This window comes from Streptomyces mexicanus, assembly GCF_902506575.1.
Classification (GTDB): Bacteria; Actinomycetota; Actinomycetes; order Streptomycetales; family Streptomycetaceae; genus Streptomyces; species Streptomyces mexicanus.
This window is the reverse complement of sequence record NZ_LR732544.1, coordinates 5,581,481-5,595,642: the sequence shown is the minus strand read 5'-3', so window position 1 is coordinate 5,595,642 and position 14,162 is coordinate 5,581,481. Positions and strand designations below refer to the sequence as shown.

Annotated in this window: 8 protein-coding genes and 1 pseudogene; 1 reads left to right on the top strand and 8 read right to left on the bottom strand. The window is 74.0% G+C overall.

The annotated features are described in order from the left end of the window. Positions 1-54: 54 nt before the first annotated feature. Positions 55-2,415, bottom strand: coding sequence for a bifunctional salicylyl-CoA 5-hydroxylase/oxidoreductase (locus GV126_RS25045; RefSeq protein WP_159670853.1), 2,361 nt, complete (start codon positions 2,413-2,415; stop codon positions 55-57). A gap of 13 nt (positions 2,416-2,428) precedes the next feature. Further along, positions 2,429-3,250 (bottom strand): annotated as a pseudogene (locus tag GV126_RS25040) (enoyl-CoA hydratase family protein); the annotation flags it as partial. Between the two features lie 391 nt (positions 3,251-3,641). Here GV126_RS25040 and GV126_RS25035 point away from each other — a divergent pair. Continuing rightward, positions 3,642-4,088 (top strand): ATP-binding protein, encoded by a 447-nt coding sequence (locus tag GV126_RS25035; protein ID WP_159670851.1) that lies wholly within the window; start codon positions 3,642-3,644, stop codon positions 4,086-4,088. A gap of 123 nt (positions 4,089-4,211) precedes the next feature. Here GV126_RS25035 and argF read toward each other — a convergent pair whose 3' ends face one another. From argF to GV126_RS25005, 6 genes are all read right to left on the bottom strand, one after another. Then, positions 4,212-5,219: an ornithine carbamoyltransferase gene (gene argF, locus GV126_RS25030; RefSeq protein ID WP_159670849.1), complete on the bottom strand. Its 1,008-nt coding sequence runs from the start codon at positions 5,217-5,219 to the stop codon at positions 4,212-4,214. A gap of 165 nt (positions 5,220-5,384) precedes the next feature. Then, entirely contained in the window at positions 5,385-6,620 is a 1,236-nt protein-coding gene (locus GV126_RS25025; RefSeq protein ID WP_185948171.1) for an arginine deiminase, read from the bottom strand. A 160-nt stretch (positions 6,621-6,780) separates the two neighbouring features. Further along, a complete protein-coding gene (locus tag GV126_RS25020) occupies positions 6,781-9,336 on the bottom strand; it encodes a polynucleotide kinase-phosphatase (protein ID WP_159670846.1) in 2,556 nt (851 codons plus the stop codon). After that, positions 9,333-10,826, bottom strand: a complete 1,494-nt coding sequence (locus GV126_RS25015) for a 3' terminal RNA ribose 2'-O-methyltransferase Hen1 (RefSeq protein WP_159670844.1) — start codon at positions 10,824-10,826, stop codon at positions 9,333-9,335. The genes GV126_RS25020 and GV126_RS25015 overlap by 4 nt, the downstream gene beginning before the upstream one ends. Positions 10,827-11,188: 362 nt before the next feature. Further along, positions 11,189-12,898 carry a P-loop NTPase family protein gene (locus GV126_RS25010; protein WP_159670842.1) on the bottom strand — a complete coding sequence of 570 codons (1,710 nt, stop codon included), beginning with the start codon at positions 12,896-12,898 and terminating at the stop codon, positions 11,189-11,191. Continuing rightward, positions 12,895-14,100 (bottom strand): glycosyltransferase, encoded by a 1,206-nt coding sequence (locus tag GV126_RS25005; RefSeq protein ID WP_236570285.1) that lies wholly within the window; start codon positions 14,098-14,100, stop codon positions 12,895-12,897. Before GV126_RS25005 ends, GV126_RS25010 begins: the two co-directional genes overlap by 4 nt. Positions 14,101-14,162: the final 62 nt, after the last annotated feature.

Genomic DNA, 14,162 nt, shown 5'->3' with positions numbered 1-14,162 from the left:
ACCGGACCCGCCGGTCGAAGGGCTGCCGCGGCGGCCGGCGTGCGCGGCGTGGGGCTACACCTCGCGAGCGGTGGCCGCGGCGTGCGGCGGGAGCAGCGTGAGCCGCGGCCTGGGGGCGTCCGTGCGGCCGGTCTGCGGGCGGCGGCTGCCGGCCCGGTAGGGCGCCGGCCATACGGCGGCGGGGCCGGTGTAGCCCTGCTCGGCGGCGGCGTGCAGCGTCCAGTGCGGGTCGTACAGGTGCGGGCGGGCCAGCGCGCACAGGTCGGCGCGTCCGGCCAGGATCAGTGAATTGACGTCGTCCCAGGAGGAGATGGCGCCGACCGCGATCACGGGGACGCCGGCCTCGTGCCGGATGCGGTCGGCGAACGGCGTCTGGTAGGACCTGCCGAACTCGGGCCGCTCCTCGGCGACCACCTGCCCGGTGGAGACGTCGATGGCGTCGGCGCCGTGCGCGGCGAAGGCGCGGGCGATGGCCACGGCCTCCTCGGCGGTGGTGCCGCCCTCGGCCCAGTCGGTGGCGGAGATCCGTACGGTCATGGGGCGTTCGGCGGGCCAGGCCGCGCGGACGGCGTCGAAGACCTCCAGCGGGAAGCGCAGGCGGTTGGCGAGCGAGCCGCCGTAGGCGTCGGTGCGGTGGTTGGTCAGCGGGGAGAGGAAGCCGGAGAGCAGATAGCCGTGGGCGCAGTGCAGTTCGAGCAGGTCGAACCCCGCCCGGGCGGCTCGCGCCGCGGCGGAGGCGAACTGCTCGCGCAGGTCGGTCAGCTGGGCCCGGGACAGCTGCCGCGGCACCTGGCTGCCCGGCCTGTACGGCAGCGGGGAGGCGGCCACCAGCGGCCAGTTGCCCTCGGGCAGCGGCTCGTCCATGCCCTCCCACATCAGCCGGGTCGAGCCCTTGCGTCCACTGTGGCCCAGTTGCACGCCGATCGCGGTGCCTGGTGACTGCCGGTGCACGAACTCGGTGATGCGCCGCCAGGCGTCGGCCTGCCGGCCGCTCCACAGACCGGTGCAGCCGGGCGTGATGCGGCCCTCGGGGCTGACGCACACCATCTCGGTCATCACCAGGCCGGCGCCGCCCAGCGCGCGGGCGCCCAGGTGCACGAGGTGGAAGTCGCCGGGCACGCCGTCGACGGCGCAGTACATGTCCATGGGCGAGACGACGACCCGGTTGCGCAGGGTCAGGCCGCGCAGCCGGAACGGGGTGAACATCGGCGGCGTGCCCGGCGGGCAGCCGAACTCGCGCTCCACGGAGTCGGTGAAGCGGGCGTCGCGCAGCCGCAGGTTGCCGTGGGTGACGCGGCGGCTGCGGGTGAGCAGGTTGAAGGCGAACTGGCGGGGCGGCTGGTCCAGGTACAGGGCGAGGTTCTCGAACCACTCCAGGCTGGCACGGGCGGCACGCTGGGTGGAGGCGACGACCGGTTTGCGTTCCGTCTCGTAGGCGGCCAGCGCCTCGGGCACGGACGGCTGCTCCGTCAGGCAGGCGGCGAGCGCGAGGGCGTCCTCGACGGCGAGTTTGGTGCCGGAGCCGATGGAGAAGTGGGCGGTGTGCGCGGCGTCGCCGAGCAGCACCAGGTTGCCGTGCGACCAGCGCTCGTTGACGACCGTGCGGAAGGTGGTCCACGCGGAGTTGTTGGAGCGCAGGGGGCGGCCGCCGAGCGCGTCGGCGAAGATCTTCGCGCAGCGCTCGACGGACTCGGCCTCGGTCATCTCGTCGAACCCGGCGGCCCGCCACACCTCCTCGCGCATCTCGACGATGACCGTCGAGGCGGATCGGTCCTGCGGCCCGGAGGGCCTCGCTGAGGGGTGCTGGTCGGGCGAGGGGCGGGCGTAGGGGTAGCCGTGCAGCTGCATCACGCCGTGCTCGGTCTCGGCGATCTCGAAGCGGAAGGCGTCGAAGGGGAAGTCGGCGGCGAGCCAGATGTAGCGGCAGCGGTGGCCGGTCACCGTCGGCCGGAAGACGTCGGCGTACGCCTTCCGGGTGGCGCTGTGCACGCCGTCGGCGGCGATCACCAGGTCGTACGTGCGCGTCAGGTGGGCCGGGGGCGGTGCCTCGGTGCGAAAGCGCAGCTCGACGCCGAGTGCGCGGCAGCGCTCGTGCAGGATCTGCAGGAGCCGGCGCCGGCCGAGGGCGGCGAAGCCGTGCCCGCCGGAGGTGTGCCGCCTGCCGCGGTGCACGATGTCGATGGCGTCCCAGCGGACGAAGTCCCGCTGGAGGGCCCGGTACACGACCGGGTCGGCGTGCTCGATGCCGCCGAGCGTCTCGTCGGAGAGCACGACGCCGAAGCCGAAGGTGTCCTCGGGTGCGTTGCGCTCCCAGACGGTGATCTCGCGGGTCGCGTCGAGCCGCTTGAGCAGGGCCGCCGCGTACAGGCCCCCGGGGCCGCCGCCGATCACGGCGACCCTGCGCGCACCGGTCATCCGGCCCTCCCCCCCCCCGCCACTTCGGCGGCCGCTTCTCGGTGAAGGCCGCGTGGAACTCCGCGTAGTCCTCGCCGTTCATCAGCAGCGCTTGGGTGGCGGCGTCCATCTCGACGGCGGCGGACAGCGGCATGTCCAGTTCGGCGGTGAGCAGGGCCTTGGTCTGGGCGTGGGCGAGGGCCGGGCCGTCGGCCAGCTGACGGGCCAGGGCCTGGGCGGCCTCGTCGGCGCGGCCCTCGTCGGTGAGCCGGCTGATCAGCCCGATGCGTTCGGCCTCGGGCGCCCGCCCCGGCTCGCCCAGCATCAGCAGCCGGGTGGCGTGGCCGAGGCCGACCACGCGGGGCAGCAGATAGGCGGCGCCCATGTCGCCGCCGGACAGGCCGACCCGGGTGAACAGGAACGCGAACCGGGCGCTGGGGTCGGCCACCCGGAAGTCGGCGGCCAGCGCCAGCACGGCCCCCGCGCCCGCCGCGACCCCGTGCACCGCCGCGATCACCGGGAACGGGCACTCCCGCACGGCCCGCACCACCTGCCCGGTCATCCGGTTGAAGTCCAGCAGCTCGGCGGTGTCCATGGACAGGGTGGCGCCGATGATCTCCTCCACGTCGCCGCCGGAGCAGAACCCGCGTCCCGCGCCGGCCAGCACCAGCGCGCGCACGGCCCGCTCGCGCGACAGCTCGGCCAGCAGGTCGCGCAGGTCGGCGTAGGCGCCGAAGGTGAGCGCGTTCAGTTTCTCCGGGCGGGCCAGGGTGACGGTGGCGACGCCGTCGGCGATCGCGACGCGCAGATGGCGCCAGTCGGCGGTGCGGGCGGCGGAGCCGGTGAAGGGACTCATGGGCGTACGGCCTCCTCGGTCGGACTGCCTCGGACTGCCTGGGTCTGCGTCGGCCGCTGCGGCGCCGCGGCCGTCGTGCGTGCCCGGCTCGCTCGGTTCTCCCTCGAAGTTATCACTCATCCGTGACTGTCGTCACGAGTGCGCGATACACCGCGGGGAGCGTCACGGTCCGGAAGCCCGCCGGCCGCCGTTTCGTCACAGGACGTCAATGACGCGGTAACGACCGGCCCCGCCAGGGGAGGGAGGGCGCGCGCCCGGGTAGGTCCGTCCGTGCCGGGGCCGACGGCGATCCCGGACGGAGGGCGCTGTCGGTCGCCGCGGACGGCCCCCGTACCATTCCTCTCGTCGAAAGCAGGACTGCCTGATGGTGACCACGGGGACGCCCTGCGTCATGAACGGACCCACCTTGTACGAGCCCTCCGCCACGTCCTGGCGCGTCGCGCTGCCGCACACGGCCGCCGCCGTGCCGGCGGCCCGTGCCCTGGTGCGCAGCGCGCTGTCCGGGCCGGCGCACCCGGCCGACAGCGACACGGCGGAACTGCTGACCGCCGAGCTGGTCGCCAACGCCGTGGAGCACACCGCGGGCCGTGGGCCGATAGAGCTGGTGGTGGAGGTGCTGCCGACCGGCTGCCACGTCGAGGTGCACGACGCCGACCCGGCGCCGCCCGGCGGGCTGACCCACCCGGATCTGCCGGCCCCGGACCCCTGGCAGGAGGACGGGCGCGGCCTGCTGCTGATCCGCGCGCTGAGCAGCTCGTGCGGACACCGGCCGACGGCGACGGGCAAGGCGGTGTGGTTCCGCCTGTCGGGAGCCCCTCAGCGGCTGCACCCGGCGTGACGGACGGGCCGTCCCGGGCGGGCTCCGCCCCGGACAGGGGCGCGGGCGAGGCAGGCGGCCCCGGACAGGGGCGCGCGCCGCGGCCCGGTGGGGCGCGCGGCGCGCGGGAGGAGCCCGGGGCGGTCAGGCGAGCGTGGCGACCAGGAGCGCCTTGATGGTGTGCAGCCGGTTCTCGGCCTCGTCGAAGACGACGGAGTGGGCCGACTCGAACACCTCGTCGGTCACCTCCAGACAGCTCAGGCCGTGCCGCTCGTGGATCTCGCGGCCGACCTTGGTGCCCAGGTCGTGGAAGGCCGGCAGGCAGTGCAGGAACTTCACGTCGGGGTTGCCGGTGGCGCGCAGCACGTCCATGGTCACGGCGTACGGGGCCAGGGCCTCGATGCGCTCGTCCCAGACCTCCTTGGGCTCGCCCATGGACACCCAGACGTCGGTCGCGACGAAGTCCGCGCCGCGCACGCCCTCCTGAACGGACTCGGTGAGGGTGATGCGCGCACCGCTGGAGCGGGCCAGCTCGCGCGCCCGCTCGACGATCTCCTGGGCGGGCCAGTAGGTCTTGGGCGCGACCAGGCGCACGTCCATGCCGAGCAGGGCGGCGGTGACCAGGTAGGAGTTGCCCATGTTGAAGCGGGCGTCGCCGAGGTAGGCGAAGGCGATCTCGTGCAGCGGCTTGGCGCTGTGCTCGGTCATGGTGAGCACGTCGGCGAGCATCTGGGTGGGGTGCCAGTCGTCGGTGAGGCCGTTGTAGACGGGCACGCCGGCGTACGCGGCCAGCTCCTCGACGGCCACCTGGCTGTCGCCGCGGAACTCGATCGCGTCGAACATCCGGCCGAGCACGCGGGCGGTGTCCTTCACGGACTCCTTGTGCCCGATCTGCGAGGCGGACGGGTCGAGATACGTCGTGGCGGCGCCCTGGTCGGCGGCGGCGACCTCGAAGGCGCAGCGGGTGCGGGTGGAGGTCTTCTCGAAGATCAGCGCGATGTTCTTCCCCCGCAGGTACTGCGGCTCCGTCCCGGCCTTCTTGGCGGCCTTGAGTTCGGCGGCCAGCTCGATCAGGCCGCGCAGCTCCTCCGCGGTGAAGTCCAGCTCCTTGAGGAAGTGGCGGCCGGCGAGGGCGGTCGGGACTGTCGCCATGGGGGCGCTCCAACGAGTGAGGGACTGGGACAGGCGAAATTCTATACGACACTCAGAATTTCTATGCGACCCGACGGCCGCCGGACGTCCTGCGCGGCACGCGGCGTCACCGGGTGTCCCGCGCGGTTCCGCGACGTCACCGGGCGCCCTGCACGGTCCGTGGCGTCAGGCGAGCCCGGGGACCGCGTCGCGCACCACCGGGCAGCTCATGCAGCGCGGGCCGCCCCGGCCCCGCCCCAGCTCGCTGCCCGGGATCTCGATCACCTCGATGCCCTGCTTGCGCAGATGGGTGTTGGTGGTGGCGTTGCGCTCGTAGGCGACGACGACCCCCGGCTCGACGGCGAGCACGTTGCAGCCGTCGTCCCACTGCTCGCGCTCGGCGGCGTGCACGTCCTGGGTGGGCGTGAGAACCCGGATCTCGCTCAGGCCCAGCGCGGCGGCGATCGCCCGGTGCATGTGCTCCGGCGGATGGTCGGTGACCTTCAGCTCCTTGTCGTCGGTGCCCGGCTCGATGGTGTACGAGCGGAGCATGCCGAGCCCCGCGTACTGGGTGAACACGTCCCCGTCGACCATCGTCATCACCGTGTCCAGGTGCATCAGGGCGCGCCGCTTGGGCATGTCCAGCGCCACGATGGTGCGGGCCGAACCGGCGGCGAACAGCTTGTGCGCGAGCATCTCCACCGCCTGCGGCGTGGTGCGCTCGCTCATGCCGATGAGCACCGCGCCGTTGCCGATGACCATCACGTCGCCGCCCTCGATGGTGGACGGGTAGTCGGCCTGGCCCTCGGACCACACGTGGAAGCTCTCGCCGCGGAAGAGCGGGTGGTAGCGGTAGATCGCCTCGAAGTGCACGGTCTCCCGCTGCCGGGCGGGCCAGCGCATCGCGTTGATCGAGACGCCGTCGTAGATCCAGGCGGAGGTGTCCCGGGTGAACAGGTGGTTGGGCAGCGGGCCGAGCAGGAAGTCGTCCAGGTCCATCACGTGGAACCGCACCGAGGTCGGCTCCGGGTAGCCCCGCAGGAACTCCCGTTTGGTCATGCCGCCGACCAGCACCTCGGCCAGCTCCCGCGCGGGCATCCGCTCGAACGCGTCGCGCAGGTGCTCGGTGGCGAGCGGGCCGTACTCCTTCTCGTCGAAGACCCGGTCCAGGACCAGCGTCCGGGCCGAGGGGATCTCCAGCGTCTCGGCCAGCAGGTCGCCGAAGAGGTGCACGGCCACGCCGCGGTCGCGCAGCACGTCGGCGAACCCGTCGTGCTCGGCGCGCGCCCGGCGCACCCAGAGCACGTCGTCGAAGAGGAGGGCGTCCTTGTTGCTCGGGGTGAGCCTTTTCAGCTCCAGATCGGGCCGGTGCAGAATGACGCGGCGCAGCCGCCCGGCCTCGGAGTCGACATGGAATCCCATGTCTCCATCCTGACCACAGCGGCGCGGGTTCACCCGCGTCTTCCCGGTTTCGGCGGCCCGTGGTCGCCGTCCGTACGGCGGGAGGTACGGACGGCGACGGCGGCCGGCACGCGGCCCCTTGGAGCCGCGCGCCCCCTGTCGCCCCCTACAGCTGCCCGCCTTACAGCCGCGGGTCCACCGGCTCGGACTCCAGGGCCAGCACCCCGAAGACCGCCTCGTGCACCCGCCACAGCGGTTCGCCGTCGGCGAGCCGGGCCAGGGCCTCCAGGCCGAGGGCGTACTCCCGGATCGCCAGCGACCGCTTGTGGTGCAGGGAGCGCTGCCGCAGCCGGGCCAGGTGGTCGGGGCGGGTGTACTCGGGGCCGTAGATGATCCGCAGGGACTCCCCGCCCCGGCACTTGATCCCCGGCTGGACCAGGCGGCCCTGCTCGGTGCGCACCAGGGCGCCGAGCGGCTTGACGACCATGCCCTCGCCGCCGCGGCCGGTCATCTCCAGCCACCAGTCGACGCCCGCCCGCACCGATTCCGCCTCGCCGGTGTCGACGTACAGGCGGCGGGTGGTCTGCAGCCTGCCGCTGCCGTCGTGCTCCACCAGCCGGTCGATCAGCGCGAGCTGCCGGTCGTGGGGCAGGCCGGCGAGGCTGCGGCCCTGGACCGCCCGGATCTGGAACGGCGCCAGGCGGACGCCGTCCAGGCCGTCGGTGGGCCAGCAGTAGCGGCGGTAGGCGGCCGTGAACGCGGCGGCGGCCGAGGCCCGCTCCCGCTGGCGGTCCAGCAGCCCGGTGACGTCGATGCCCCGGGCCGCCGCACCCTCCAGCGCGGCGAGCGCCCCGGGGAACACCGCCCCGGCGGCGGCGCCGACCGCCGCGTACTGCGCGCGCAGCAGCCCGGACGCCTTCAGCGACCACGGCATCAGCTCGGCGTCCAGCAGCAGCCAGTCGGTGTCGAGTTCCGCCCACAGGCCCGCGTCGTCGGCGGCCGTGCGCAGCCGGCCGAGGATCTGCTCGGTGAGCGCCGGGTCGTCGGTGAAGGACCGTCCCGTGCGGGTGTACAGGGAGCCCGTCGGCCCCTCGACACCGAACCGGTCGCGCGCGACCTCCGCGTCCCGGCACACCAGGGCCACCGCCCGCGAGCCCATGTGCTTCTCCTCGCACACCACCCGGGCGACCCCGTCCTGCCGGTACTGCTCGAACGCCTCCAGCGGGTGCTCCAGGTATCCCTCGACCCGGGAGGTGGGGGTGGGCGCCATGGTCGGCGGCAGGTACGGCAGCAGCCTGGGGTCGATCGCGAAGCGGCTCATGACCTCCAGGGCCGCCGCCGCGTTGTCCTCGCGGACGGCGACCCGGCCCGCGTGGCGGGTCTCCACGCTCCGGCGGCCGTGCACGTCGCCGAGGTCCAGGGGGCGTCCGTCGTGCCCGCCGGGCGCCTCGGTGCGCAGCGGTCGGGCCGGCTCGTACCAGACCCGCTCGGCCGGTACGTCGACCAGCTCCCGCTCCGGCCAGCGCAGCGCGGTCAGCCTGCCGCCGAAGACCACGCCGGTGTCCAGGCAGAGGGTGTTGTTCAGCCAGGTGGCCTGCGGCACCGGGGTGTGCCCGTAGACGACGGCCGCCCGGCCCCGGTAGTCCTCCGCCCACGGGTAGCGCACCGGCAGGCCGAACTCGTCGGTCTCGCCGGTGGTGTCGCCGTACAGCGCGTGGGAGCGCACCCGGCCGGAGGTGCGGCCGTGGTACTTCTCCGGCAGACCGGCGTGGCAGACCACCAGCCGGCCGCCGTCGAGGACGTAGTGGCTGACCAGGCCGTCGATGAACGCCCGTACCTCCTGCCGGAACTCCTCGCTCTCGCCCTCCATCTGGGCGATGGTCTCGGCCAGCCCGTGCGTGGGCTGGACCTTGCGGCCCTTGAGGTACCGCCCGTACTTGTTCTCGTGGTTGCCCGGCACGCACAGCGCGTGGCCGGAGCGGACCATCGCCATCACCCGGCGCAGCACGCCCGGCGTGTCGGGGCCGCGGTCGACCAGGTCGCCGACGAAGACGGCGGTACGGCCCTCGGGGTGCACGCCGTCGACGTAGCCCAGCTTGCCCAGCAGCGCCTCCAGTTCGGCGGAGCAGCCGTGGACGTCACCGATGATGTCGAACGGGCCGGTGAGGTGGGTCAGGTCGTTGAACCGCTTCTCGGTGACGACACGGGCGCGGTCGATCTCCTCCACGCCCCGCAGCACGTGCACCTTGCGGAAGCCCTCGCGCTCCAGGTGCCGCAGGGAGCGCCGCAGTTCCCGGATGTGCCGCTGGATGACGCGGCGCGGCAGGTCCGCCCGGTCGGTGCGGGCCGCGTTGCGCGCGGCACACACCTCCTCGGGCACGTCCAGGACGATGGCGATGGGCAGCACGTCGTGGGCGCGCGCCAGGTCGATCAGCTGCCGGCGGGCGTCCTGCTGCACGCTGGTGGCGTCGACGACGGTGCGGCGGCCGGCGGCCAGGCGCTTGCCGGCGATGTAGTGCAGCACGTCGAAGGCGTCGCGGCTGGCGCTCTGGTCGTTCTCGTCGTCGCTGACCAGGCCGCGGCAGAAGTCGGAGGAGATGACCTCGGTGGGCTTGAAGTGGCGGCGGGCGAAGGTGGACTTGCCCGAGCCGGTGGCGCCCACGAGGACGACGAGGGAGAGGTCGGTGACGGGCAGGACCCGCCCCGGTGCGGTGGTCGCGGTCTCGGTCTCGGTCATGCCGCCTTCGCCTCCTTCGTGTCGGTCGTGCCGGTCGTGTCGTGGGCAGTGGTCAGGGTGAACACGGCCATCTGGGTGGGCGGGCCGACCTCGGGGTCGTCGGGGCCGACCGGCCGGATGCGGACCGTGTAGCCGTGGCGTGCCGCCACCGCCTGCGCCCAGGCGCGGAACTGCTCGCGGGTCCACTCGAAGCGGTGGTCGCCGTGCCGGGCGTGCCCGGCGGGCAGGGTCTCCCAGCGGACGTTGTACTCGACGTTCGGGGTGGTCACGAGGACCGTGCGGGGACGGGCGGCGCCGAACACCGCGTGCTGCAGGGCCGGCAGCCGCTCCGGGTCGACGTGCTCGATCACCTCGCTGAGCACGGCGGCGTCGTAGCCCGCCAGCCGCTTGTCGGTGTAGACGAGCGAGCCCTGCAGGAGCCTGACGCGGGCGGCCTGCCGCTCGCCCATGCGGTCCGTCCTCAGCCGCCGGGAGGCGATGGCCAGCGCCCGCACCGACACGTCCAGGCCGACGATCTCGGTGAACCGCGTATCGCCGAGCAGCGCCTGCACCAACTGGCCCTGCCCGCAGCCGAGGTCGAGCACCCGGGCGGCGCCGGCCTCGTGCAGGGCCGCGACGATCGCCTCGCGCCGCTGCACGGCGAGCGGGGCCGGCTTGTCCTCCTCCGTCGCGGTCTCGCCCGCGACCGCGTTGTCGATCTCCTCGACCTCGCTGTCGTCCGTCTCGGCCAGCCTCAGCAGTTCCAGGCGCTCCGTGGCCTGCCGGGCCAGCGACCAGCGACGCGACAGGTAGCGGCTGGTGATCAGCTTCTGCTCCGGGTGGCCGGGCAGCCAGCCCTCGCCGGCCCGCAGCAGCTTGTCGACCTCGTCGGCGGACACCCAGTAGTGCTTGGCGTCGTCGAGCACGGGCAGCAGGACGTAGAGGTGGCGCAGCGCCTCGGCCAGGGTCACGGTGTCGGAGCGCAGCACGAGGCGTACGTACCGGGACTCGCCCCACTCGGGGAACTCGGCGTCCAGGGCGACGGGTTCGGCGGTGACCGCCCAGCCGAGGGGCGCGAACAGCCGGTGGACGAGGTCGCGACCGCCGCGGGCGGGCAGCGCGGGTATCTCCACGCGCAACGGCCGCGGCCGCGCGGGGAGTTCGGGCCGGGCCCGGCACACCCCGCGCATCGCGCTGGAGAAGACACCGCCCAGCGCGACGGCGAGCAAGGAGGAGGCCGCGTACGGGCGGTCGTTGACGTACTGCGCGAGCGTCGCGTCGGGCGCACCGCCGCGCCCCTTGCCCCGGCCCTTGCGCACCAGCGCCACCGGATCGACCTCCAGCAGCAGCGCCGCCGTGCAGCGCAGGTCGTCCGCCTCGCGGTAGAAGACGTGCGCCGTGCCGTAGGAGGTGGAGAACGCCTGCGCCTTGCCGGGGTGCTTGTGCAGCAGGTGGCCCAGGTCGGTGGCGGGGTGTTCGGGGGTGCCGGTGGTGGTGACGGTCAGGAACACGGTGGGTGCCTCGAAAGAATCGGGAAGAAGCGAAGCCGCTGGTCGTGGGCTCGCGTGCGGTCCCAACGTACAGAGATCGGGGGGCGGGCACCCGGGATTTTCCGGCGAGGCAGGAGGAGGGGGCCCGCGCCTGGCGGCGGGGGGAGAGGAGGTGCGAGGCAGCGGTTGAGGAATGCAAGGCGACAGGAGCAGGAGGATGGTGGGGTTATCGGTGGTGACACGAGCACGGTGGCTGAAGACCGAGTAGAGGCGTTTTATGAGACGGCGAACGCGGTGCGGGACGGGTGGGGTGTGGACGGCAGCGTCGGATGTGTATAAGAGGCAGGGTGGGGCGGGCGGCGGCTGCTCTTCGTCCGGGGCGGTCACCGGTCCCCCGAGCGCACGGTGCGCAGGGCGATCGTGGTGCTGCCGTCGGCGTCCGGGTCCCGCTCGGGGTCGGCCCCGGCGTCGGGCGCGGTGCGGGCGGCGGGCGGCGCGGGACGCGCTGCGGAAGTCCCGGATCCGCGCCGCCGGTTCCCGCGGCGGGAGCCGGCCGCCTCGCGCCGCCGCGACTCGGTGTGCGTGACCGCGCCGAGCACGGTGCCGCCGGCGCCGACGATCAGCTCGCGGATGCGGACCAGGTCGGCGCGGTGCACGGTGCGCGGGTCGCAGACGATGAGGACGCCGTCGACCCGGTCCACCAGCGCGAGCGCGTCGGCGTAGGCGAGGACGGGTGGGGCGACGACCACGACGGCGGCGGCGGGGTCGTCGGCCTCGGCGATCAGCCGGGTGGTCCGGGCGGAGGTCAGCGCGCGGGGCACGTTGCGCACCCGCTCGCCGGGGACGAGGCCGAAGGCCCCGGACTCGCCCGCGTCGACCACAAGGTGGCCGGGGCCGGGCCACTCGCCGTCGGCGTGCTCGCCGGTGCGGCTCCAGCGGGGCCGGGAGGCGGCGGAGACGTCGAGCCGTTCGGCCAGTGACGGGGTGCGCAGGTCGGCCTCGACGAGCAGTACGTTCTTGCCGGTCTCGGCGAAGGAGGCGGCGAGGTTGACGGCGACGGCCACGCTCGCCTCCATGGAGCCGCGCGCGGCGACCACCAGCAGGCGGCGCCGGTCGGCGAACCGCTCGTCGTAGGCGAGCCGGAAGGCGATCGAACGGTACTCCTCGGCGACCCGGGAGTCGCTGCGGCCGACCACCAGCACGCCCGCCGAGCCGCGCGGCAGCGCGCCGAGGACGGGCCCGCGCACCGCGCGCGCCACGTCCCCGGCCGAGCGCGGCGCGGGGTCGAAGACCAGGCGGACCCAGGCGCCGAGCAGGCCGAGGCCGACGCCGACGAGGCCGCCGAGGCCCAGCGACAGCGGCAGGCCCGGTCCGTCGGAGGAGGTGGGGGCGGTGGCGTTGCGGATCACGTTGCCGGGCGTCATGTCGAGCGCCTTCAGGCTGGTGATCTTGGAGCGCAGGTCGGTGATGCGGTTGAGCAGGTTGGCCTGCACGGCGTAGGCGGAGTCGGCGGCGGAGCCGTCGGGCAACTGCTTGATCCGCTTGGAGAGTTCGTCGTTCTGCTTGGCGACCGGGTCGAGCTGGTCCTGCAGGCTCTTGAGCATCGACCCGCGCACGGCCTCCCACTGCTGCTTGCGCAGGTCGATGTAGGACTGGGTGAGGGCGTTGGCGCGGCGGGCCGCCTCCTTCGGGTCGGAGGAGGTGTAGGTGAAGTGCAGGACGAGGGTCTGCGGCGGGTTGGTGACCTGCAGTCCGTGCTGCAGCCGGTCGGCGTCGTCCGCGCGCATGCCGAGCCGCTGCGCGGCGCCCTCGGCGACCTTGCGGCTGAGCGCCGTCTGCCGCTCGGAGCCCATGTTGATCGCCTTGTCGCTGGACAGGGTGGGCGCGAACGGGTCGCTGGTGGGGGCGCGCAGCACGATGTCGGTGGTGGCGGCGTAGCTGTCGGCGCCGGTGATGCCGAGCCAGGCGCCGGCCAGCAGCCCGATGCCGACCCCGCCGCCGATCAGCCAGCGGTAGCGCAGCAGTTGGCGGAACTGTTCGCGCAACTGCTCCGGCTCGTCCTCCCCCCGGACGGAAACGTGTGTGTCGCTCACCTGCGACGACCCCCCAAAGCCTCGTCGATCAGCGCGTCGATCCGCGCCAGACCCGCCTCCGGCGACAGATGAGCGGCCACATGGCGCGGTCCCGCCGCGCCCAACTCCTCCGCCGCGCCCGGATCTTCGGCGAGTCTACGCACTGCTGCCAGAAACTGATCGGGATTCTCCGGTTCCACGACGATTCCGGCACCGGAGCGCAGCACCTCGCGGGCGGTGCCACCCTCGGCGGCGACGGAGGCGACCACGGGACGCCCGGCCGCGAAGTAGGAGGTGAGCTTGGAGGGGACGCTCATGTCGAGGACGGAGGCGCGCTGGGTCACGGCGAGGACGTCGGCGGCGGCGAGCACGTCGGGGAAGTCGGCGTCGGCGGCCGGCGGCAGGAAGTCCAGGTTGGGCAGTCCCTCGGCGCGGCGGGCCAGGGGCTCGCGCTGGTTGCCGTCGCCCATCAGCACGATCCGGGTGGCCGGGTCGCGGCGGGCGGCCTCCACCAGCACCCCCAGCCCCTGCTTGAGGCCCATGTTGCCGGAGCGCAGGACGACGGGCTGCTCCGGCGGCCAGCCCCGCCGTGCGCGGGTACGGTCCCGCGGCCTCGAAGGGGCTGCTATGTGCGGCCAGTTGGGGACCAGCCGGATGCGTCCCGGATCCACGCCCATGGCCCGCACCCGCTCCACGAACGTCTCGTGGATGACGCCGACGAGGGTGGCGCGCCGCAGCACCCACGCCTCGGCACGCTCGGCCAGCTCGGCGGCGCGGCCGCCGCCCTGGATGCCGGACTGCGCGGCGGCGGCCCCCATGAGGTCCTGCACGACGGGCACGTACGGGGCGTGGTGCCGGGCGGCGATCCGGGCGCCGAGCACTCCCCCGGCGAGGCTGGGCAGCTGGGCGAGCACAGCGTCGAGACGTCCGGTGCGGGGCGGGGCGAGCAGCCCGTGGGCGAGGATCGATCCCTCGAACAGGGCCCTGCGCAGGGCGCTCTGGCGCGGCGGGACGCTGTGCCGGCGCCGGTGCACGGTGACCCCGGCGCGCTGCTCGGTGGCCCGCCACACCTTCCGGTAGGCGGGGTCCAGGCGCCAGGACGGGTAGTGCGGGAGACCGGCGAGGACGTGGGTGTCGTGCCCGCGGCTCGCCCAGTGCTCGGCGATGCCGGTGGCGTAGGGGCCGATGCCGGTGTGCTCGGGCGCGTAGTTGGTCGACACCAGAAGCAACCTGCGTCTGCGGCTCTGCGTCACGCGACGAAACCTTCCCCCCGGCCGCTCGGCGG